The following is a 20,890-nucleotide window of genomic DNA, read 5'->3' on the forward strand; positions in this document are numbered from 1 at the left end:
AGAACATCAAGTGGATCAAGCACAGAACTACAACTACAAGGTCGTGAAGCAATTCGCGGTCGCTACGGTAGTCTGGGGCATAGTGGGCATGCTGGTGGGCGTCATTATCGCCGCCCAGCTGGCATGGCCGGCTCTGAACCTGGACATCCCCTGGCTGACGTATGGACGGCTGCGCCCGCTCCACACCAACGCCGTCATCTTCGCCTTTGGCGTCAGTGGCCTGTTCGCCACCTCGTACTACGTCGTCCAGCGCACCTGCCAGGTGCGTTTATTCTCCGACAAGCTGGCCGCCTTCACGTTCTGGGGCTGGCAAGCCGTGATCCTGTCGGCCGTGATCACCCTGCCCATGGGCCTGACCCGCGGCAAGGAATACGCCGAACTCGAATGGCCGATCACGATCCTGATCGCCATCGTCTGGGTGGCCTACGCCACCGTGTTCTTCGGCACCCTGATCACCCGCAAGGTCAAGCACATCTACGTGGCCAACTGGTTCTTCGGCGGCTACATCCTGGCGGTGACGCTGCTGCACGTCGTTAACGGCGCCAGCCTGCCGGTGTCGGCCTTCAAGTCCTACTCGGCCTACGCCGGCGTGCAGGACGCCATGATCCAGTGGTGGTACGGCCACAACGCCGTCGGCTTCATCCTCACGGCCGGCTACCTGGGCATGGTCTACTACTTCATCCCCAAGCAGGCCGAGCGTCCCGTGTACTCGTATCGCCTGTCGATCGTGCACTTCTGGGCCCTGATCTTCACCTACATGTGGGCCGGCCCGCACCACCTGCACTACACCGCGCTGCCCGACTGGACCCAGTCGCTGGGCATGGTGTTCTCGCTGATCCTGCTGGCGCCGTCGTGGGGTGGCATGATCAACGGCATCATGACGCTGTCGGGCGCCTGGCACAAGCTACGCACCGACCCGATCCTGAAGTTCATGATCGTCTCGCTGTCGTTCTACGGCATGGCCACCTTCGAAGGCCCGATGATGTCGATCAAGACCGTCAACTCGCTGTCGCACTACACCGACTGGGGCATCGCCCACGTCCACGGCGGCGCGCTGGGCTGGGTCGGCTTCATCACCATGGGTTCGATCTACTACCTGCTGCCGCGCCTGTCGGGCCAGCAGAAGATGTGGAGCACCAAGCTGATCGACGTGCACTTCTGGGTCGCCACCATCGGCATCGTGCTGTACATCGCCGCGATGTGGATCGCCGGCGTGATGCAGGGCCTGATGTGGCGCGCTGTCAATCCGGACGGCACCCTGACCTACACCTTCGTGGAAGGCGTCAAGGCCACCTATCCGTACTACGTGGTGCGGGTCGGCGGCGGCCTGTTGTACCTGACCGGCATGTGCCTGATGGGTTACAACACCTACATGACGCTGCGCAACCGGGAAACGGCCGTGGCCCGCATCCCCGCGCTGGCCACCAAGCACGCCTAACTCTGGAGCCGAGAAATGAAATTTACGCATGAATGGATCGAGACCAAGCCCTGGCTGCTGATCGCCCTGGTCACGCTGGTGGTCAGCGTGGGCGGCGCGGTCGAGATCATCCCCCTGTTCTTCCAGAAGTCGACCACCGAGCCGGTGGCCGGCCTGAAACCCTACTCGGCGCTGCGCCTGACGGGCCGCGACATCTATGTGCGCGAAGGTTGCTACAACTGCCACTCGCAGATGATCCGCCCGTTCCGCGCTGAAACGGAACGCTATGGCCACTACTCGGTGGCCGGCGAATACGTGTACGACCGTCCGTTCCAGTGGGGTTCCAAGCGCACCGGGCCCGACCTGGCCCGCGTGGGCGGCCGCTACAGCGACGAATGGCACAAGACGCACCTGAACAATCCGCGCGACGTGGTGCCGGAATCGAACATGCCGAACTACCCGTGGCTGTCGCAGAACAAGCTCGACCCGTCGGAGATCCAGCCCAAGATGCGCGCGCTGCGCATGCTCGGCCATCCGTACACGGACGCGGAGATCGCCGCCGCGCCGGACGAGCTGAAGGACAAGACCGAAGAAGATGCCCTGATCGCCTACCTGCAAGGCCTGGGCACCGCAATCAAGACGAGGAACTGACCATGGCACTCGACACCATTTTTGACCACGCCAGCAGTGTGATGACGGTGATTTCGTTCATCACCTTCGTCGGCATCCTGTGGTGGACCTATTCCGGCCACCGCGCATCCGATTTCGCCACGGCGGCCCAGTTGCCGTTCGCCGATGACGAGGAGAATACCCATGTCTGATTTCACCAGCGGTTTCTGGAATTTTTACATCGTCGTCCTGACCCTGCTGGGCGTGTTCGGCTGTGGCATCCTGCTGTACTCGCAGTCCAAGATCAAGGCCAGCGCCAGCGACGAGCACGACGGTCCGGTCGGCACCACCGGCCACATCTGGGACGAGGACCTGACGGAGCTGAACACGCCGATGCCGCGCTGGTGGATGTTCCTGTTCTACATCACCATCGTCTTCGCGCTGGCCTACCTGTTCCTGTATCCGGGCCTGGGCACCTACAAGGGCAGCCTGGGCTGGACCTCGGGCGGCCAGCACGCGGCGGAACTGAAGCAGGCCGAGAACGACTACGGCCCGCTGTTCAACCAGTACCTGAAGCAGGACCTGAAGGCCGTGGCGGCCGATCCCAAGGCGCACGCCATGGGCGAGCGCCTGTTCCTGACCTACTGCGCGCAGTGCCATGGCTCGGACGCCCGCGGCAACAAGGGCTTCCCCAACCTGACCGACAAGGACTGGCTGCACGGCGGCACGCCCGAGATCATCAAGACCACCATCATGGGCGGCCGTCACGGCATGATGCCGCCGATGGGCGCGGCCCTGGGCGGAGACAAGGATGTCGAAAACGTGGCAAACTACGTGCTGAGCCTGTCCGGTTCCACGGCCGACCCCATCAAGGCCGTGTTCGGCAAGGCCAAGTTCGGCGCGTGCATGGCTTGCCATGGCGCCGATGCCAAGGGCAACCAAGCCTTGGGCACGCCTAACCTGACGGACAAGATCTGGCTCTACGGTGGTAGCCTGGAAACCGTCATGGAAACCATCCGCAAAGGCCGCAACAACACGATGCCGGCCTTCGGCGAGTTCCTCGGCGAAGGCAAGGTCCATGTGCTGGCGGCCTACATCTGGAGCCTGTCCAACACCCCCGGCGCGACCGAGGTGGCGGCCACCGCCGACACCACAGCCGCTGCCGCCAAGCCGTAAAGAAGTCATGCGATGAATGCGCCACAACCTCAAGTCATCAAGATGTATGCGGCGCGGGAGGAAATCTACCCGCGCGAAACCAAGGGCCGCTACGCCAGTCTGCGCTGGGTCTTTGTCTGGCTGACCCAGCTGGTCTTTTACGGCTGCGCCTGGCTTACCTGGAACGGCCGCCAGGCCCTGCTGTTCGACCTGGTGGCCCGCAAGTTCTACATCTTTGGCCTGGTGTTGTGGCCGCAGGATTTCATCTACCTGGCGGCGTTGCTGATCATCTGCGCCTACCTGCTGTTCCTGGCCACCGCCGTGGCCGGGCGCGTGTGGTGCGGCTTCGCCTGCCCGCAGACGGTCTACACGGAAATCTTCCTGTGGATAGAACGCAAAATCGAAGGCAAGCGCAGCGCGCGCATGCTGCTCGACAAGCAAGGCCCGTCGCTCAAGAAGTTCCTCAAGAAGACAACCAAACACGTGGTCTGGGGCGCGCTGGCGCTGTGGACCGGCTTCACCTTCGTCGGCTACTTCACCCCCATCAAACAACTGGCGGCCGAGGTGACCACCCTCAGCTTCGGTCCGTGGGAATGGTTCTGGGTCGTGTTCTACGCCTTCGCCACCTACGGCAACGCGGGCTGGATGCGCGAGCAGGTGTGCAAATACATGTGCCCGTACGCCCGCTTCCAGAGCTCGATGTTCGACCGCGACACCCTGATCATCACCTACGACAGCAAGCGCGGCGAACCGCGCGGCGCGCGCGCCAAGAACGCCGACACGAGCAAGCTCGGCGACTGCATCGACTGCACCATGTGCGTGCAGGTGTGCCCGACCGGCATCGACATCCGCAAGGGCCTGCAATATGAATGCATCGGCTGCGCCGCCTGCATCGACGCCTGCAACGGCGTGATGGACAAGATCGACCTGCCGCGCGGCCTGATCCGTTACAGCACGGACCACGCGATGGCGGAGAACTACACGACGGCCCAGATCCGGGCCCACGCGCTGCGGCCGCGCGTGCTGATCTACACCGGCATCCTGTGCCTGATCGTGGCCGCCGTCGGCACCGCGCTGTGGCTGCGCACGCCGCTCAAGATGGACGTGATCCGCGACCGCGGCGCCATGGGCCGCGAAGTCGAGGACGGCATGATCGAGAACGTCTACCGCCTGCAGATCATGAACACCACCGAGCAGGCCCACACCTACCGCATCCGCGTGTCGGGCATGGAGAACCTGCACCAGGTGACGCCCGACACGGTCAAGGTGGCCTCGACCGAAACGCTGGCCTACCCGATCCGCCTGCGCGCCGACCACGACGCCGGCCACAAGGGTTCCAACAAGATCGAGGTGGAGCTGGAGGCGCTCGACGACCCCAGCCTGCACGTGCGTGAACATGCGGTCTTCATCGTACCGCGCTAAGGATCAGGAGTGACACCATGGCAGAAGTGATTCCCATCGACCAGCAAGCACGCAGCCTGCCCTGGTACCGCCACCGCTGGCCCTGGCTGTTGATGCTGGGCCCGTTCCTGGTGATCGTGGCCGGCAGCTACACCATGTGGCTGGCCTACACGCGCCAGGACGCGCTGGTGGTGGGCGACTACTACAAGCAGGGCAAGGCCATCAACCAGGACTTGCGGCGCGACCGCGTGGCCTCGGCGCTCAACCTGGCCGTGGCGCTGCGCTACGATCCCGAGCACGGCGAGCTGATGGGCCGCCTGGACAGCCCCGTGAAGGCCCAGCCGGGCCGCCTGCTGCTGCACCTGGCCCACGCCACGCTGCCGGAAAAGGATGTGCAGCTGGTGGTGCAGCCGGACGCCGACGGCGGCTTCAAGGTGGCGCTGCCGATGCTCGAGCGCAGCCGCTGGCAAGTGCAGGTGGAAAGCGAGAAGCGCGACTGGCGCCTGGACGGCGTGTGGATCTGGCCGGCCGAACGTGAAATCCAGCTGCGCGCCGACACCCCATCGAACGCGGCGGCCGAATAAACGCAACAACCTGGATCGCAATGTAAATCGGGACGTGACACAATTCAAAATGTGTCACGTCCCGATTTGTTTTTACGTCCCGGTTTGTTTGGTGGCGCGGGAGCGGCTCAGCAGCAGGTCTGGGTGCCGGCCGTGATGGCCTTCAGCATGGCCGGGTTGAGCAACTCGATCTCACGGTTGCTGACCCGCAGCATGCCCTCCTTCTTGAACTTCGACAGCAGCCGGCTCACGCTCTCGATGGTCAGCCCCAGGTAGTTGCCGATCTCCTCGCGCGTCATGCGCAGCTGGAAGGTGGTGGCCGAGTAGCCGCGCGCCTCGTAGCGCGACGACAGGTTGACCAGGAAGGCGGCGAAGCGCTGGGTCGCCTGCATATTGCCCAGCAATAGCATCACGCTCTGCTCGCGCGTGATCTCCTGGCTCATCATGCGGTGGAAATGGCGCAGCAACGTTGGCATATCGACCAGCAACTGCTGCAGGCTGCCGAACGGGATGTCGCACACTTCGCTGTCCTCGAGCGCGATGGCATTGCAGTGGTGGCGGTCGGTGCTGATGGCGTCCATGCCCAGCAGCTCGCCGGCCATCTGGAAGCCCGTGATCTGCTCGGCGCCGTCCGGGTCGACCTGGAAGGTTTTGAAGTGGCCGAGCCGGATCGCGTACAGGCTGGCGAACGGGTCGCCGATGCGGAACAGGGTGGCGCCACGCGGCACTTTGCGGCGCCGGCCGATGATCTGGTCGAGGCGTTCCATGTCCGCCGTGTCGAGCCCCATGGGCAGGCACAGCTGGTGCATGCTGCAACTGGAGCAGCGCGCGCGCAACGCCTCCACCGACACACCCGGCAAAACTAGGGAGGGAAGAGCTTGTATCATGCAGCCAGTGTAGCTGATTTGCCGCCAAATGCCGCCAAAGCCGCACTCATCCAATCAAGTATTCCTGCCAGAAACATGCCGCCCGGCCCCCGGCGCGCGGCGGCCGCGAGGTCCTTGCCATGGACAGTCATTGATAGGAGAATTCCCCTCGTGGCCGTGCACCGTTGACCGTTCCGCACCAATCGCAAGGACCCCATGAAGCCCCTCGGCATCAAAGCCAAAGTCGCGCTGGCCACCAGCCTCACCTCGATCATGATGATCGCCCTCGTGACCGTGGTGCAGACACAACGCATGCGCGACGATTTCACCAAGGTCCTGTTCGACCAGCAGACGGCGCTGATCAACCGCACGGCCGAGGAACTCGATGACAAATTGCTCATGTTGCTCGGTATCGTGGAACGGTCGGCCAAATTGCAGCCGCCCGGGATCGCCGGCTCGACCCGGCAGTTGCGCGATTACTACAGCGAGCGCGCCGTGCTGTCGCTGTTCGACGACCTGCTGGTGCTGGGTCCGGACGGCGCCATCGTGGCCGACCTGCCGGAGATGCCGGCGCGCCTGGGCGTGAGCGCCGCCGACCGCGCCTTCTTCCAGCAGGTGATGCGCACCCGCAAGCCGATGATCACGGAACCGCTGATCGGCAAGACCGGCAAGCAACCGATCGTGCAGATGGCGGCCCCCGTGTTCGACGCCCGGGGCCGCGTGGTGTGCGTGCTGGTGGGCGTGCTGCGGCTGTACAAGGACAACCTGCTGGGCCACCTGCGCACGGCCAAGGTCGGCCGCAGCGGCTACTACTTCGCGCTCACGCGCGGCCCGACGCCCGTGTATGTGCTGCATCCGGATCCCAAGCGGCTGCTGCAGCCGCGCCCGCCCAACGCCAACCCGGCCACCACGCGCGCGCTGCGCGAGGGCTTCGAAGGCACGGTCATCTCCAGCAACAGCAGCGGCGTGCGCGCGCTGACCAGCCTGAAGTCGCTCAAGTCGGTCGACTGGGTGCTGGGCGCCTCGCTGCCGGCCGGGGAGGCGTTCGAGCCGTTCAACGGCGTGCTGTACCGCGTGGCCCTGTGGAGCGCGCTGGCCGCCGCGCTGGGCGCGGCCCTGATCGGCTGGCTCACGCTGCGCCTGATGGCGCCGCTGTTGCGGCTGCACGAGGCCATCGTGCGGCTGCGGCGCGACACCAGCCACTTCACGCCGCTGCCGGTGCACAGCCGCGACGAGATCGGCCAGCTGACCATGGCCTTCAACAGCCTGATGCGCGAACGGCTGGCGGCCGACGCGCGCCTGCAGCGCCTGATCGAGCTGGCGCCCAACGCCATCGTGGTGGTGGACGGCGCCGGCCGCATCGAGACCTTCAACCGCGAGGCCGAGCGCTGCTTCGGCTACGCGCGGGCCGACATCATCGGCCAGCCGCTGGAGACGCTGATGCCGGCCCGGCTGCGCGACCTGCACACGGGCCACCGCCAGCGCTTCGTGAGCGGCCGCCTGAGCGACGAGCCGGTGCGCATGGGCAAGGGCGCCGTGCTGCTGGGCCTGCGCCGCGACGGCAGCGAGTTCCCGATCGAAGTGAACCTGAGCGCCGTGCGCACCGACCAGGGCACCAAGGTGCTGGCCGTGATCGCCGACGTGACCGAGCCGCAGCGCCTGCGCGGCGAGCTCGAGGCGCGCGCGCTGGAGCTCGAACGCGAGCGCGACCGGGCCGAGGCGGCCAACCGCGCCAAGAGCGACTTCGTGGCCAACATGAGCCACGAGATCCGCACCCCGATGAACGCCGTGCTGGGCATGGTCTACCTGCTGGGCAACACGCCGCTCTCGCCGCAGCAGCGCAAATACCTGACCATGGTGCGCATGTCGGGCCAGTCGCTGCTGGCCATCCTCAACGACGTGCTCGACTTCTCCAAGATCGAGGCGCGCCGCATGGAACTGTCGCCCACGGAATTCGAGCTCGACGAGGTGCTCAACACGCTGGCCACCACCATGACCATGAGCGCGGGCGAGAAGGAGCTGGAACTGGCGATCGAAGTGGAGCCGGACGTGCCGCGCCTGCTGCGCGGCGACGCGCTGCGGCTGCAGCAGGTGCTGGTCAACCTGGCCGGCAACGCCATCAAGTTCACGGCCGAGGGCGAGGTGGTGGTCAGCGTGGCGCTGGAACGGCGGGACGGCGACACGGCCCGGCTGCGCTTCGAGGTGCGCGACACGGGCATCGGCATCGCCGCGCAGCAGCAGGCCCAGCTGTTCACGGCCTTTTCCCAGGGCGACGAAAGCATCACGCGCCGCTTCGGCGGCACCGGCCTGGGGCTGGCCATCAGCAAGCGGCTGATCGAGATGATGGGCGGGCGCATCGACGTCAGCAGCGTGGAGGGCCAGGGCGCGCGCTTCTGGTTCACGCTGCCGTTCGCCGTGCTGCCGGCGCAGGCGCGGCCGCGCCGCGCGCCCGCGCTGGGGCCGCTGCGCCTGCTGGTGGCCGACGACAACCGCACCAGCCGCGAACTGATCGGCAAACTGATCCGGGCCTGGGGCTGGCAGGCCGACGAGGTCGATTCCGGCGCGGCCGCGCTGGCCCGCTACCGGGCCCAGCGCGAGGCCGGCCAGCCGTACGACGTGGTGCTGGCCGACTGGCACATGACCGACATGGGCGGGCTGGCCGCCGCCAAGGCCATCTGCAACGCGGCCCATGGCGGCAAGCAGCCGATCGTGGTGATGATCAACGCCTTCGCGCTGGACCGGCTGGAGGAGATTTCCAGCGCGCCCGAGGTGGACGTGGTGCTGGTCAAACCGATCACCAGTTCCAACCTGTTCGACGCGCTGCACCAGGCGCTGGCCGCCAACGCCAACGCCGACGGCGCGGACGCGCCGCCCCCGGCGCACGACATCGCCGGCCGGCTGCGCGGCGTGCACCTGCTGCTGGTGGAGGACAACCTGCTGAACCAGACGGTGGCGCGCGGCATCCTGGAACAGGCCGGCGCCACGCTGGACGTGGTGGGCGACGGCCAGCAGGCGGTGGACCTGCTGCGCAGCTCGGCCGGCCATTACGACGTCGTGCTGATGGACATGCAGATGCCGGTGCTGGACGGCTTCAGCGCCACCCGCATCCTGCGCCAGGAACTGGGCTTGCGTCTGCCCGTGATCGCCATGACGGCCGGGGTGCTGGCGTCCGAGCGCAGCCGCTGCGTGGAGGCCGGCATATCCGACTTCATCCCCAAGCCGGTCGAGGTCGAGCAGATGCTGGCCGTGATCGAGCGCCAGCTGCCGGACGCGCCGGCGCGCGCGCCGCGTCCCGCCCCGGCCCCCGCCGACGCCGCGGCCGCCGTGCCGGCCGACGCCGCCGTGTTCAACATGGACAGCCTGGTGCGCGTGATGGGCAAGGATCCCAAGGGCCGGGCCGTGATGCTCAAGATGGTGCAGGGCGTGCTCGACACGGGCCTGCAGCCGCTGGCGGACGCCGCCACGGCGCTGCGCGAAGGCCGCCCGCAGGACGCGGCCCGGCTCTACCACAGCCTGCGCGGCGCCGTCGGCGTGCTCGGCGCCAGGCGCCTGGTGCAGGCGACGCTCGCGGCCGAAGCCGCCATCGGCGAGCATCGCGACGGCGAAGCGGAGGCGCACTGGCAGGCCGTGCAGGCCGAGCTGTCGGACACGCTGGACCAGGCCCGCGCGTGGCTGGAGCGGGAACAGGGCTGACGGCTGCCCGGGTCCGGCATGGCTGGACGCCACATCGCGTGGCGGGCCGCGCCAGCCACGCGGCGCGGAAACAACAGCTGGCGGCGCCCGGCCACTCCCATGCCCGTGCGGCGTGACTGGCAGACGCCACGCACGCCGTAACGCCTTGCTTCGAGGCAAGAATGTACGGTATCGTATCGGTCGCCACAGCGTATGCGATGCGCTACCATTGGCCCTTACCTCAACCCAACCTTTTTCTGGAGATCGTTATGCCGCGCCAAGAAGTCACATTCGACGAAGTCACGGCGGTGGCCACCGACCTGCTGAACGAAGGCAAGGAGGTGTCGCTCCAGACGGTGCGCGAAGCGCTGGGCAGCGGCTCGGCGAACGCCATCCACCGGCACCTGGCCGCGTGGCGCGCGCGCGAAGCGCTGGCCCAGGCCGGGCGCGACATGGATGACCTGGTCACGGCCGGCGAAGAGCTCGAAGGCGAGCGCGCCGAGCTGCAGGCGCAGCTGACCAGCGTGACCATCGCGCGCGACCAGGCGCTGGCGCTGGCGGCCGAACAGACCGAGGACATCGAGCGGCTGCGGGCCGAGCTGCGCGACGCGCGCCAGGTGGCCACGGACGCGCTGGTGGGCAAGGCCAAGGATCAGCTGGCCATCGAAGGCAAGGACGCCCAGCTGGCCGACCTGCGCCAGCAGATCGAACGCAACGTGGCCTCCTCGGCCTCGCTGTCGGACGCCCGCCTGAAGGCCGAGATGGACCTGGTGGGCGCCGTCACCGCGCGCGACAACTTCGAGGCCGACGCCAAGGAACTGCGCAGCAAGCTCGACAAATCCAACGCCGAGCGCATCGCGCTGCGGGCCGAGCTGGAGGCGCTCAAGGCGAGCGCCTAAGGTCCGCGCGCGGGCGCCTACCTGCCGTGCATCGCCTTCAACACGCCCAGCAAGTCGAACGTGCTCGACAGGTGGAACAGCAGGGCCAAGCCCAGCACGGCGGCGACCGTGAGGATGGTTTTTTTCATGGTCACTCCTCTCAAGTGTGGACCAGCGCGACGCGCACCGGCAACGCGGCGGCGCGGCGCGCGGGAAGGTAGCCGGCCATCAGTGCGCCGGCCAGCACCAGCGCCAGCCAAAGCGCCGACGCCAGCGGCGAGATAACGAACGGCAGCGGCAAGCCGAAGGACGCGCGCCCCAGGAAGTTGCCCAGCGCCGCCGACAGCGGCAACGACAGCAGCACGGCCACCATCCAGCTCAGGCCCGCCGTGGCCAGGCCCTCGCCCAGGATGTTGCGCATCAAGGTCGGGCCGCGCGCCCCGATGGCGCGCATGATGCCGATTTCGCGCGTGCGTTCGACCACCGCCGTCGCCATCGAGGAACCCAATCCCAGCACGCCCACCAGCGCCATCACCACCGCGATGGCGACCAGATTGAAGATCAGGATGAAGACGTGGCCATTGAGCGCCGTGTCCAAAGCCGACTCCGTGACCACGCGGCGCACGCCGACCTGGGCTTGTTCCAGCCGCCGTTCCACCAGCGCGGCCGCATTGGCCCGGCTGGCGGCGTCATGCCGATCCAGCGCGATGCGCAGCAAGGCCACCTGGCCCTGCGGCCTGCCGCTGGCTAGCGCGAAGGCGCGCGGCGAAACGAAGCCCTGCGCCGGCGACAGGATTTCGCGCACCATGCCGACCACCCGCAACGGCACGGCGCGTCCCTCCACGTTGACCGTGAGCGGCTGGCCGACGCGGACGCCGGGGAAGCGCGCCTGCGCGCCGGGATTGAGGACGATCTCGTCGCCGCCGCCGGGTGTGAGCCAGCGGCCTTCCAGCACCGGCAACGCCAGCATGGTGCTGCCGGCCGGCGCCGCGCGCAGGTCCAGGCTGCCGTGGCCGCCGTCGGGGTAGGTGCGTTCGATGGATTGGCCGTCCGGGCGTGGCCGGCTGGCGGCGACGGCATCCCACGCCTCAGCCGCCCGCACGCCGGGCAGACCGCGCAACAAGGGCATCACCGCCGCTTCGGCTTGCGGCCGATTGAGCGCCACCTCCAGGTCGTAATGGCGCTCGTCCGCCGACATGGCGATGTTGCGCTTCCACGCAGCCGTGACGTCCAGGCTGGCGATGAACAGCGCGCCGGCCGTCGCCAGCAGCCCGACCGTGAGCAACAGGCGGCCACGCCGGCGGAACATATTGCGCAACGCCAGCAACAGCGTACGGTCGACGCCGCGCACACGGCCCAGCAGGGCGTCGATGCGGTGATGGCCGAAGTCCTTGTTGCCCACGCCCGTGTCGTCGATCGCTTCGCGCACCGTGATGCGGCTGGCGCGCCGCACCGGCGGCAGCGTGAAGGCCAACGGCAGCAACGTGCCGGCCGCGCACTGCACCAGGTAGACCCAATGCGGCGCAGCGCGGCTGGCGAGCGTGAAGTTCAGCAGCCTGGCGACGGCGCCGGTCAGCGCGTCGCCCGCCATGGCGCCGAGCGGTATGCCGATGGCGCAGGCGACAACGGCGCTCGCGGCGACGGCGCCGAGGTACAACCGGGCGATTTGCCACGAGCGTGCGCCGATGGTTTTCATCACGCCGATCTGACGGACCTGCTGCGCCAGCATGGCGTTGACCATGGTGGCCGACAGGATGGCGCTGACCACCAGCGCCAGCACGCCGAACATCAGCAGCATCAGCAGCATGCCGGACATCTGGCCCTGGTGCGGGTGCTTGCCGGGCGGCGGCACGTAGATCGCATGGACGGTATGGCCGTGCGCGCGCAACCAGGTGGCCGTCTCGCCGGCGATGCGGGTGATCGCTTGTTCGTTCATCCGATCGCCCGCGACCATGATCTTCAGGATCGGTTGCAGATGGATGTCGCCCAGCGCGGCGGCGGTGGCCGGCGTCATGTAGGTGTAGGCGGCCTGCTCCTGGCCTGCCGGCGCAAGGCTGGGGTCATGCACGGTGCCGGCCAGGACGACGGCGTGCGACAGGCCCTCGCCATCCCTGACCTGCAGGGTGGCGCCATCCTTCACGTCCAGCATGGCGGCCGCCTCCCGTTCCAGGAGAATGGCGCCGTCCGGTGGCGGCCACGCGCCGCTGTTCGGGAAGAAGCGGCTGATCCCCATGGTGCGGAAGTCGGGCACGATGAACGCCTTCATGCCGAACCACTGGCCGCCGGGACTTTGCACGCGCGCCTGCGCGGTGGCGCGCGCCTCGGCGGCGGCGATGCCGGGCAGGGCCCGGACCTGCGCCAGCAAGGCATCGTCGACCGCATCCAGTTCGAGCGAGGCCGATGCCGGCTGGGTGTCCATGTAATTGCGGTTGACCTCGCGCGTGAGCACCGTGTACGCATCGAGCAGCGTGCCCACGCCCGCCACGCCGGCGGCGATGGCGGCCACCATCATCAGCATACGGCCACGCGCCAGCCACAGGTCGCGCGCGATCTTGGTCCAGCGCGGACTAGTCATGGCTCAACTCCTCCACCCGCTGCGGGCTCGCTTCCGCCGCGAAGGCACCGTCCACCAGCGTGATCACACGCGAGAAGCGCGGCGCGTATTCGCGTTCATGCGTCACCATGATGATGGTCCGGCCCTCGCCGACCAGCGACTGGAACAGGCGGATCACTTCGCCCGCCGTGTGCGTATCGAGGTTGCCGGTCGGTTCATCGGCGACCAATAGCGGCGGGTCGTTGGCGAGCGCGCGCGCGATGGCCGCGCGCTGCTGCTGGCCACCGGACAAATCGCAGGGCAGCTTGTCCGCCTGTTCGCGGATGCCCAGCTTGTCGAGCAGGGCCAACGCACGAGGGCGGCGTTCGGCGCCGGGCCAGCGCTGGCAAAAGTCCATCGGCAGCATGACGTTCTCCACCACCGTCAACGTGGGCAGCAGCTGGAAGAACTGGAACACGATGCCCACGTTGAGACCGCGCCATGCGGACAACTGCTCTTGGTCCAGCGCGTGCACGGCGGTGCCGGCGACGTGGATCTCCCCGGCGCTCGGGCTGTCGATGCCGGCCAGCAGGTTGAGCAGGGTGGACTTGCCACTACCGGACTTGCCGACGATGGCGACGAACTCGCCGGCCTGCACTTGCAGGTCGACGTCATGCAGCGCCGTGAAGCTGCGGCCGGCGACGGGATAATGCTTGCCGACGCGCCGCATGGTGATCAATGGTGATTTGGTCATGGTGGTTCCCTCGGTGGTGACAGAGACGCCATTGGAACGCCGCCGCGTTGCTGGCACATTTCCGCCTCACGCATTTTTGCTTCCGAAGTTTTCCCTCCCCCGGCCAGAAACATTGGGAAACAAAACGATAGCGTTCATTCAAGGTTTTCGGCTATAACAACGCCATGCCACCCACTGACCACATCCTGATCGTCGACGACGACGCCGACATCCGCGAGCTGCTCGCGCAATACCTGGAGCGCAACGGCTTCAAGGTGAGCCTCGCCGCCCACGGCCGCCAGATGCGCGCCGTCCTCGCCGCCGGCGCGGTGGACCTGGTGGTGCTGGACCTGATGCTGCCGGGCGAGGATGGCCTGCAACTGTGCCGCGACCTGCGCGCGGGCGCGGGCGCGCACCTGCCGGTCGTCATGCTGACGGCGCGCGGCGACGAGGCCGACCGCATCGTCGGGCTGGAGATGGGCGCCGACGACTACCTCGCCAAACCCTTCGCCGCGCGCGAACTGCTGGCGCGTATCCGCGCCGTGCTGCGTCGCGCCCGCGCGCTGCCGCCCGGTTTGGCGCGGCGCGAAGATGCGGGCATGCTGACCTTCGGCAGCTGGCGGGTCGACACCCACGCGCGCAACCTGCTTGACCGGCAAGGCACCACCGTGGTGCTGTCCGGCGCCGAATACCGCCTGCTGCGCGTGTTCCTCGACCACCCGCAGCGGGTGCTGAGCCGCGACCAGCTGCTGAACCTGACCCAGGGACGGGACGCCGATGCATTCGACCGCTCGATCGACATCCTGGTCTCGCGCCTGCGCAGCCGCCTGCGCGACGGCCAGAGCGACGTTGCCTACATCAAGACGGTGCGCAACGAGGGCTATGTCTTCTCAGCCGCAGTGGAAGGGGGCGGGGCACAATGAGAGCCTGGCCGCGCACGCTGTTCGGCCGCCTGGTGGCCATCGCCGTGCTGGCCCTGCTGGCGGCGCACGTCCTCAACTTCACGGTGGCGTTCTACGTCCAGAACCATGCTGCGCGCAGCGGCGCGAGCTACACCGTCGGGCGCGACATGGCGGCCCTGATCGGCGTGCTGGAACAAAGCCCCGCCACCGAGCGCGCGCAGTGGCTGCAACGGCTGGCGCGGCGCGAATACACCTACCGACTGGGCGGGCCGGATGGAAAGGTGCTGACATCGGAAAACGCGGTGCGGTTCGCGGCGGGTGTGCAAGCGGCGCTGGGGCCGCAATACTCGGTGCGCGCGAGCGAGGCCGCGCGGCCGGAGGATGCGCTGTCGCTCGGCGTCACGCTGGCGGATGGCACGCCGCTGCACGTGGACGTGGCGCCGCCCGCGCCGCCGGACCGGCTCTGGCCCGGCGTGTACGTGGTCGTGCAGCTGGTGTCGATCGTCTTCTTCACCTGGCTGGCCGTGCGGCAGGCCACCATGCCGTTGTCGCGCCTGGCCGACGCGGCCGACCGGCTGGGCACGACGGCAGACCCGGTGGTGTTGGCCGAAGAAGGGCCGCTCGAAGTGCGGCGCGCCGCCAGCGCCTTCAATGCGATGGGACGCCGCATCACCGCCCACCTCGCGGAGCGCCTGCAAATCCTCGCCGCCATTGCGCACGACCTGCAAACGCCGATCACACGCATGCGCCTGCGGGCCGACCTGATGGACGACGCCAACCAGCGCAACCGGATCGAAGCGGACCTCGACGCGATGCAGGCGCTGGTGGAGCAAGGCCTGGCCTACGCGCGCACGGCGAACGGCGCCAGCGAGGCGGCGGTCCAGTTGGACGTGGATGCCTTCATCGACGCGCTGGTCTGCGACTACCGGGATGCCGGCCAGATGATCCGCGTCGACGGTGCCTGCGGCGATCCCTTGCGCGTGCGCCTGCAAGCGCTGCGCCGCATCGTCACCAACCTGGTGGACAACGCCTTGCGCTACGCCAGCGAGGTGGAGATCGGCCTGGGCGTGGGCGGAAGCGGCGCGCTCGAACTGGAGGTGCGCGACCGGGGGCCGGGCATACCGGAAAACGAGCTGGCCAGGGTCATCGAGCCCTACTACCGGCTCGAAGCGTCACGCAACCGCGACACCGGCGGCGCGGGCCTGGGTTTGGCGATCGTGCATCAGCTGCTGACCGCCATGGGCGGCACGCTCGCATTGTCGAACCGCCCCGGCGGCGGGCTGGTGGCGCGCTGCGTGGTACCGGGCTAACAAGACTAGTTGGGCTGAACGGCCCGCAGCGTGTTTGCTTGTCCGTCGCCCGGCCGCCGCACCGCACTCCGGTTATATCGAAGATACCGAGCCGTTTGCCGAACCATTCACATTCACCGCGCCGTTGACACCCATCGAATGTGGGACGGCATCGCCGGAACCGCGCGCACCGTCGGCGGCCGCATGCGTGCTGTCTTTAGCGGCGCCGGTTGCGGTCGCGCCGCTCGATTTCGCGTAAGTGCGCGTATTTTCGGCCTGGGTTTTCGCGCCGTCGCGCATCGGCGCGGCCACGTCCCGCGCGCCCTGCGTGGCGGCGCCGGCCAGGTGCTGGCCACCACCATCCATGCCGGCCGATCCCTGCACGCTGCCGCTGCCGGACCCGCCGCCGGCCGCCTGCTCCTGCGCGCCGGTGGCGCCACCGCCGAACAAACCGCTGAAGAAGCCCGGCTTCTTGGCGGCCGGCGCCGCGTCGGCGGAATTGGCAGCGGGCGACTTGGGGACCGCGCCCGCCGAACTCTTGCCCGCAGCACCATCGCTGGCAGCGCCGGTGGCCGATCGGGCGTGGTGCGTGGCCGCCGATTCGGTGTCGCCGCGCAGCGTGTCGCGCATCATGCCACGGTCGGCCATGCCGCCGACTTGACCGGCGAAACCGGCGCTTCCGCCCAACATGCCGCCGACGCCGCCCCCGATACTGCCGCCGCGACCGAACAATTGCGCGTGCGCCGTGCAGGCCATCCCCAGGGACAGCACGATGATCATTTGTTTAGCGATGGTGGTCTTTTTCATGGTGATTCTCCTTGTCTGTGCCGCGGCCTGTCCGCAGCGCTTACAAGGAAAACGCCGGCGCCCCGTGGTTTCATCCATGGCGCTGAAAATATTTTTTGAATTTATCGGAAACTGGCCGGATCGGTACGAAACGCCATGCCGAGGATGCCTAGTCCCAGCCCGTTGTCGGCACTTCCAACCGCCGCGCCGGAGGCGTTCACCGCCACCAAGGCAAGCGCCTGCCTGGCGGCCGCCGGGTCCGGCCGATGGTGCACCTTGGCCAGCAGCGCCGCCACGATCGGCGCGGCGAACGACGTGCCGCGCACGGCGCGGTAGGGCGGCGCGCCGACGGCGGCGCTGACCATCTGATTGCCGGGCGCGGCGAACATCACCTGCGGTCCGCGCGCGGCTTCCGGCAAGGGCTGGCCCTTCCTATCCACGCCGCTCACGCCGACCACGCCCGGATAGCTGGCCGGATAAAGCGGCGGCGCGGCGGGTCCGTCGTTGCCGACCGCCGCGACCAGCAAGTGCCCACGCCGCACCATGCCGCGCACCGCGCGTTCGAGAATCTGGTTGGGCGGCCCGACCAGGCTGAGGTTGATCACCGCGACCTGCTTTTGCGCCAGCCAATCCAACGCGGCCGTGATGCGCGACGCGGAGCCACCGCTGCCGCTGTCGCAGTAGATGTCCGCCGCATACAGCGTGGCGCCTGGCGCGGCGCCCGCGAAACGCGGCGAGCGGCCCACCATCAACGCCGCGACGGCGGTACCGTGCGCCGAGGGATGGGATGTCCCGTCGCAGCCCCACGGCACGATCGGCGCCTCGCGGAAAACCTCGTGGTCGCCCTGGATGCCGCCGTCGATCAGACCAACGCGCACACCGCCGACCGGCTTTTGCCTGGGCGCGTCCTGGTCGGCGGCCGGCGTGCCCTGCGGCGGCGCCGGGTTGCCGCTGCCGGTGTAGATGTGGTTGAAGTCGTAGGCGCCATCCGGATCGAGCGCACGCAAACGTTCCAGCATGGCGGCGGTGTCGGCGCGCTCGGGGACGCGCAGCACCACCATCGGCGACGCCTCGGCGCCCATGTCGGGCTGCGGCACCGGTTCCAGCCCGGCGGCCTTGGCGGCCGCCAGCGCCTGCGCGCTGGGCGACCACGCCAGCAGCTCGTGGCGCACGATGGGTTCGCCATGCGGGTCGCGCTCCAGCACATCGCCGTGGCGCCGCAGCAAGGCGTCGATCTGATTCAGGCGCAGCTGGCGCAGATCCAGGCGCTCGACCGGGGCCAGCAGACGGCGGTTGGCGTCGCGCAGCAGGTCGTCATTGAGGCTGTCTATGCGGCCAGGCAATTGCGGCAGCTGCACCATGGGCAGACGCAACTGGGCGCTGGCGCTGGCGCTGCCCAGCGCCGCCACGAACGCGCACGCCAGCCGCACAGGGCGCGATAGGAGTAACTGTCTGATGGGCATGATGTATGGATGATAGTATAAGGATCCGGCCTTTCCGATAGAGAAACGAACGGGACGGGGATTAAAATCCCTCGCCGCGTCGTTTTCCACTGTATCCATGACCGCCACCGCTCGACCGATCCACCAAGACATCGCCGCCCTGCTGCCGCGCCTGCGCCGGTTCGCGCGCACCATCACCTTTCACCGCGAGGACGCCGACGACCTGGTGCAGATCGCGGTCGAACGGGCGCTGGGCCGCAGCGAGCAATGGGAGGAGGGCACGCGGCTGGACAGCTGGATCTTCCGCATCATGAAAAACGCCTGGATCGACGAGGTGCGCGCCCGGACCCGGCGCGACCGGCTGTTCGCGCCGGAGGAGGCGGGCGAGCACGTGGGCGACGAATCGGCCGAGTCGCACCAGCAGCGCCTGGCGATCCAAAAGGCGGTCAGCCTGCTGTCGGACGAACACCGGCTGGTGATCGGCCTGGTGCTGGTCGAAGGCCTGCCGTACAAAGAGGCGGCCGAGGTGCTGGAAATTCCCATGGGAACGCTGACCAGTCGGCTGGTTCGCGCCCGGGCCGCGCTGCAAGAAACATTGTCCGAACATGCGAGAGTGACACGATGAGTACGAGCATTACCGATGAAGTCCTGATGGCCTACGCGGACGGCGAGCTGGACGAGGCCGCCCGCGCCCGGATCGAACTCGCCATCCGCGACGACCCGGCGCTGGCCGCGCGGGTGGCGCAGCACCAGAGCCTGCGGATGGATGTGTTCGCGGCGTTCGCGCCGATCGCCGACGAGGCGCCGCCGCCCCGGCTTGCGGCGGTGGCCTCGGGCAAGGTGGTCGATCTGAGCGCCGCGCGCGCCGCCCGTCCCCAGCCCACCGCCGCCCGGCGCTGGTCGTGGCCAGAGTGGGGCGGCATGGCGGCCGCGCTGCTGGTCGGCATTGTTGCCGGATACGGCGGGCTAAAAGCGGAGGACAACCGGGTAAGCGTGGCGTCGGCGGCTGACGGCACGCTGGTGGCGCGCGGCAGACTGGCCGACGCGTTGACGGAACAACTGGCGGGCAGCGCCGCGTCCGGGTCCAGCGTGAAGATAGGCGTCAGTTTCGCCACCCGGGACGGCGCGCTTTGCCGCAGTTTCACGATGGGACAGGCAGCCGGATTGGCGTGCCACGCCGGCGGCGAATGGAAACTGCCGGTGCTGGCGGAAGCAGACAAGGCGGCGGCGGGGGATTATCGGCAAGCCGGCAGCGCCATGCCGACCGCCGTGCTGGACGCGATCGACGCGCGCATCGCAGGGCAGGCGTTGGATGCCAAGGGCGAACGGGCGGCCCAGCAGCGGGGCTGGGCACGCTGACGGACTGGGGAACCATCGGTGTTGTGGCCGAATCGATCGCTTCCGATTAGGTCCTGGCGAGCCGTCAAATCAGTTCCTCTTTTCTGTGATCGCTCTGCCGATGATCAACGGGCTCATGCCATCGCGAGGCTAAGGTAGAACTACCGTGCCCTTGCGCACCCCATGATCGAGAGGTCAATATGGCTAAGCTGAAATTCGATGGTCAAACTCACCAGCTCTCATTAATCGCCGACAATGGCGCCGCTCTGGGAACTTGGCCGGCATACAACAATGTCGACCCGCACGCGACCATTCGTCATCTGCAAAACCGAACCTATACCGTGCAAGACCGCTTGACTCCCCGTCATCATGTTGCCAACGCTAACGGCACGTATGGCTCGCACGGGATTATCCGTTTCAGTGTGCCGGGCCATCCCGGCATCGGTGTCCATTCTGGACGCGCACATGCTCGGCGCCAGCCCGGACCGGAGCATCCAACCATGGGCTGCATCCGGACCTCGGATGAGGCCATGCGGACGATCAGCGCCACGATGCGCAAATCACCACTGACGACAATTGAGGTCACGAATAACACCGGAGCCATGGCGCAGGCCGCAAGCAAACGGAATCGTCCACTGAGATTGGTCGGCCATCATGGGTGAGGCCGCTGGGATCAAGCTTGCAGTGAGTGCATTTTGCGTTACTTTAGCGCTGACCATCGCGGCACCGTGCGCCGCGCATGCAAAAGCCTGTTCGCCCCAAGCGGCGGAAGCGGCAGATGCCGCCATCGACAATCTCGATGATTGGCGTAAATTGCAACGGGCCTTCACGGCATATGGTCAGTGTGACGATGGCAGCATAGCCGAAGGCTATTCAGAGGCTATTGCGCGCCTTTTGGTGGATAAATGGAACACGCTGCCAACGCTTGCTGCGTTGGCGGGCCGAGATATTGCATTCAGAAAATTTGTCACCCGCCATATCAATTCAACGATGGACACAGCCGATCTGGAAAAGATCTGCCACCATGCCGCTTCCGAGTGCCCCCCTAATGCCACGGCGCTGTGCCAGACATTACAACGCGCTGCCGGGGATGCCTTACGGTAAGCCGCGCCTGCGGCGCCCCATCGAAACTGTCAGGTGTCGGCGCTGGCGTGGGCGCGAAAGATCCTTCCCACCCTTTCTATACAAAATGCCGGAGTGCTTGAAGAGAGATATTCCTTGGCCCAAAGCACCCGCATTTTGTTCGCAAGCGGCCCATATTTTGCATCAATTTCGCTCGGGAAAAAACGATGGTAACATCGTCCGA

Annotated in this window: 19 protein-coding genes; 14 read left to right on the forward strand and 5 right to left on the reverse strand. The window is 67.5% G+C overall.

Annotated elements, in window-relative coordinates; translation table 11 throughout:
- Positions 1 to 10: 10 nt before the first annotated feature.
- The 6 genes from ccoN to AC1RQG_RS00140 are packed head-to-tail and all read left to right on the forward strand — an operon-like array spanning position 11 to position 5,166.
- Entirely contained in the window at positions 11 to 1,438 is a 1,428-nt protein-coding gene (ccoN, locus tag AC1RQG_RS00115; protein WP_493127087.1) for a cytochrome-c oxidase, cbb3-type subunit I, read from the forward strand.
- Between the two features lie 15 nt (positions 1,439 to 1,453).
- Positions 1,454 to 2,068, forward strand: coding sequence for a cytochrome-c oxidase, cbb3-type subunit II (gene ccoO, locus AC1RQG_RS00120; RefSeq protein WP_493127089.1), 615 nt, complete (start codon positions 1,454 to 1,456; stop codon positions 2,066 to 2,068).
- A gap of 2 nt (positions 2,069 to 2,070) precedes the next feature.
- Complete coding sequence (locus AC1RQG_RS00125) at positions 2,071 to 2,238, forward strand: cbb3-type cytochrome oxidase subunit 3 (protein ID WP_493127091.1); 168 nt, start codon at positions 2,071 to 2,073, stop codon at positions 2,236 to 2,238.
- Positions 2,231 to 3,202, forward strand: a complete 972-nt coding sequence (gene ccoP, locus AC1RQG_RS00130; RefSeq protein WP_493127093.1) for a cytochrome-c oxidase, cbb3-type subunit III — start codon at positions 2,231 to 2,233, stop codon at positions 3,200 to 3,202. The genes AC1RQG_RS00125 and ccoP overlap by 8 nt, the downstream gene beginning before the upstream one ends.
- A gap of 12 nt (positions 3,203 to 3,214) precedes the next feature.
- Positions 3,215 to 4,603 carry a cytochrome c oxidase accessory protein CcoG gene (gene ccoG / locus AC1RQG_RS00135; protein WP_493127095.1) on the forward strand — a complete coding sequence of 463 codons (1,389 nt, stop codon included), beginning with the start codon at positions 3,215 to 3,217 and terminating at the stop codon, positions 4,601 to 4,603.
- Between the two features lie 17 nt (positions 4,604 to 4,620).
- Positions 4,621 to 5,166: a FixH family protein gene (locus AC1RQG_RS00140; protein WP_493127097.1), complete on the forward strand. Its 546-nt coding sequence runs from the start codon at positions 4,621 to 4,623 to the stop codon at positions 5,164 to 5,166.
- Positions 5,167 to 5,273: 107 nt separating this feature from the next.
- On the opposite strand, the gene fnr is transcribed toward AC1RQG_RS00140, so the two are convergent.
- Positions 5,274 to 6,032, reverse strand: a complete 759-nt coding sequence (fnr, locus tag AC1RQG_RS00145; RefSeq protein ID WP_493127099.1) for a fumarate/nitrate reduction transcriptional regulator Fnr — start codon at positions 6,030 to 6,032, stop codon at positions 5,274 to 5,276.
- Positions 6,033 to 6,227: 195 nt separating this feature from the next.
- Here fnr and AC1RQG_RS00150 point away from each other — a divergent pair, with 195 nt between their 5' ends.
- Positions 6,228 to 9,704 carry a response regulator gene (locus AC1RQG_RS00150; RefSeq protein ID WP_493127102.1) on the forward strand — a complete coding sequence of 1,159 codons (3,477 nt, stop codon included), beginning with the start codon at positions 6,228 to 6,230 and terminating at the stop codon, positions 9,702 to 9,704.
- 248 nt (positions 9,705 to 9,952) lie between these two features.
- Positions 9,953 to 10,582, forward strand: coding sequence for a DNA-binding protein (locus AC1RQG_RS00155; RefSeq protein WP_493127105.1), 630 nt, complete (start codon positions 9,953 to 9,955; stop codon positions 10,580 to 10,582).
- A 139-nt stretch (positions 10,583 to 10,721) separates the two neighbouring features.
- On the opposite strand, the gene AC1RQG_RS00160 is transcribed toward AC1RQG_RS00155, so the two are convergent.
- Positions 10,722 to 13,136 (reverse strand): FtsX-like permease family protein, encoded by a 2,415-nt coding sequence (locus tag AC1RQG_RS00160; RefSeq protein ID WP_493127107.1) that lies wholly within the window; start codon positions 13,134 to 13,136, stop codon positions 10,722 to 10,724.
- The gene (locus AC1RQG_RS00165; protein ID WP_493127109.1) at positions 13,129 to 13,848 is read right to left on the reverse strand and encodes an ABC transporter ATP-binding protein; all 720 of its coding nucleotides are present in this window, start codon (positions 13,846 to 13,848) and stop codon (positions 13,129 to 13,131) included. Before AC1RQG_RS00165 ends, AC1RQG_RS00160 begins: the two co-directional genes overlap by 8 nt.
- 164 nt (positions 13,849 to 14,012) lie before the next feature.
- Between AC1RQG_RS00165 and AC1RQG_RS00170 the strand changes: the two genes are divergently transcribed.
- Positions 14,013 to 14,750: a response regulator gene (locus tag AC1RQG_RS00170; RefSeq protein WP_493127111.1), complete on the forward strand. Its 738-nt coding sequence runs from the start codon at positions 14,013 to 14,015 to the stop codon at positions 14,748 to 14,750.
- Positions 14,747 to 16,039 (forward strand): ATP-binding protein, encoded by a 1,293-nt coding sequence (locus AC1RQG_RS00175; protein WP_493127113.1) that lies wholly within the window; start codon positions 14,747 to 14,749, stop codon positions 16,037 to 16,039. The genes AC1RQG_RS00170 and AC1RQG_RS00175 overlap by 4 nt, the downstream gene beginning before the upstream one ends.
- Positions 16,040 to 16,111: 72 nt before the next feature.
- On the opposite strand, the gene AC1RQG_RS00180 is transcribed toward AC1RQG_RS00175, so the two are convergent.
- Positions 16,112 to 16,825: a hypothetical protein gene (locus AC1RQG_RS00180; protein WP_493127115.1), complete on the reverse strand. Its 714-nt coding sequence runs from the start codon at positions 16,823 to 16,825 to the stop codon at positions 16,112 to 16,114.
- A gap of 101 nt (positions 16,826 to 16,926) precedes the next feature.
- Positions 16,927 to 18,267: a S8 family serine peptidase gene (locus AC1RQG_RS00185; protein ID WP_493127117.1), complete on the reverse strand. Its 1,341-nt coding sequence runs from the start codon at positions 18,265 to 18,267 to the stop codon at positions 16,927 to 16,929.
- A 97-nt stretch (positions 18,268 to 18,364) separates the two neighbouring features.
- On the opposite strand from AC1RQG_RS00185, the gene AC1RQG_RS00190 reads away from it, so the two are divergent.
- The 4 genes from AC1RQG_RS00190 to AC1RQG_RS00205 all read left to right on the forward strand — a co-directional run bounded on the left by AC1RQG_RS00190 (position 18,365) and on the right by AC1RQG_RS00205 (position 20,688).
- On the forward strand, positions 18,365 to 18,871 hold the full coding sequence (locus AC1RQG_RS00190; RefSeq protein WP_493127119.1) for an RNA polymerase sigma factor: 507 nt from the start codon (positions 18,365 to 18,367) through the stop codon (positions 18,869 to 18,871).
- The gene (locus tag AC1RQG_RS00195) at positions 18,868 to 19,605 is read left to right on the forward strand and encodes an anti-sigma factor family protein (protein WP_493127121.1); all 738 of its coding nucleotides are present in this window, start codon (positions 18,868 to 18,870) and stop codon (positions 19,603 to 19,605) included. Before AC1RQG_RS00190 ends, AC1RQG_RS00195 begins: the two co-directional genes overlap by 4 nt.
- 179 nt (positions 19,606 to 19,784) lie before the next feature.
- Positions 19,785 to 20,246 (forward strand): hypothetical protein, encoded by a 462-nt coding sequence (locus AC1RQG_RS00200; RefSeq protein WP_493127123.1) that lies wholly within the window; start codon positions 19,785 to 19,787, stop codon positions 20,244 to 20,246.
- On the forward strand, positions 20,239 to 20,688 hold the full coding sequence (locus AC1RQG_RS00205; protein ID WP_493127125.1) for a hypothetical protein: 450 nt from the start codon (positions 20,239 to 20,241) through the stop codon (positions 20,686 to 20,688). Before AC1RQG_RS00200 ends, AC1RQG_RS00205 begins: the two co-directional genes overlap by 8 nt.
- Positions 20,689 to 20,890 lie beyond the last annotated feature (202 nt).

It is taken from the genome of Rugamonas sp. GW822-FHT03B10, assembly GCF_058801745.1.

Bases quoted from the DNA above. Each gene is read 5' to 3' on its own strand.
- ccoO (WP_493127089.1), top strand. From the start codon at position 1,454: ATGAAATTTACGCATGAATGGATCGAGACCAAGCCCTGGCTGCTGATC.
- ccoG (WP_493127095.1), top strand. From the start codon at position 3,215: ATGAATGCGCCACAACCTCAAGTCATCAAGATGTATGCGGCGCGGGAG.
- ccoP (WP_493127093.1), top strand. From the start codon at position 2,231: ATGTCTGATTTCACCAGCGGTTTCTGGAATTTTTACATCGTCGTCCTG.
- AC1RQG_RS00200 (WP_493127123.1), top strand. From the start codon at position 19,785: ATGGCTAAGCTGAAATTCGATGGTCAAACTCACCAGCTCTCATTAATC.
- AC1RQG_RS00175 (WP_493127113.1), top strand. From the start codon at position 14,747: ATGAGAGCCTGGCCGCGCACGCTGTTCGGCCGCCTGGTGGCCATCGCC.
- AC1RQG_RS00140 (WP_493127097.1), top strand. From the start codon at position 4,621: ATGGCAGAAGTGATTCCCATCGACCAGCAAGCACGCAGCCTGCCCTGG.
- AC1RQG_RS00190 (WP_493127119.1), top strand. From the start codon at position 18,365: ATGACCGCCACCGCTCGACCGATCCACCAAGACATCGCCGCCCTGCTG.
- AC1RQG_RS00180 (WP_493127115.1), bottom strand. From the start codon at position 16,825: ATGAAAAAGACCACCATCGCTAAACAAATGATCATCGTGCTGTCCCTG.
- AC1RQG_RS00195 (WP_493127121.1), top strand. From the start codon at position 18,868: ATGAGTACGAGCATTACCGATGAAGTCCTGATGGCCTACGCGGACGGC.
- AC1RQG_RS00185 (WP_493127117.1), bottom strand. From the start codon at position 18,267: ATGCCCATCAGACAGTTACTCCTATCGCGCCCTGTGCGGCTGGCGTGC.
- AC1RQG_RS00165 (WP_493127109.1), bottom strand. From the start codon at position 13,848: ATGACCAAATCACCATTGATCACCATGCGGCGCGTCGGCAAGCATTAT.
- AC1RQG_RS00160 (WP_493127107.1), bottom strand. From the start codon at position 13,136: ATGACTAGTCCGCGCTGGACCAAGATCGCGCGCGACCTGTGGCTGGCG.
- AC1RQG_RS00125 (WP_493127091.1), top strand. From the start codon at position 2,071: ATGGCACTCGACACCATTTTTGACCACGCCAGCAGTGTGATGACGGTG.
- AC1RQG_RS00155 (WP_493127105.1), top strand. From the start codon at position 9,953: ATGCCGCGCCAAGAAGTCACATTCGACGAAGTCACGGCGGTGGCCACC.
- AC1RQG_RS00170 (WP_493127111.1), top strand. From the start codon at position 14,013: ATGCCACCCACTGACCACATCCTGATCGTCGACGACGACGCCGACATC.
- AC1RQG_RS00205 (WP_493127125.1), top strand. From the start codon at position 20,239: ATGGGTGAGGCCGCTGGGATCAAGCTTGCAGTGAGTGCATTTTGCGTT.
- fnr (WP_493127099.1), bottom strand. From the start codon at position 6,032: ATGATACAAGCTCTTCCCTCCCTAGTTTTGCCGGGTGTGTCGGTGGAG.
- AC1RQG_RS00150 (WP_493127102.1), top strand. From the start codon at position 6,228: ATGAAGCCCCTCGGCATCAAAGCCAAAGTCGCGCTGGCCACCAGCCTC.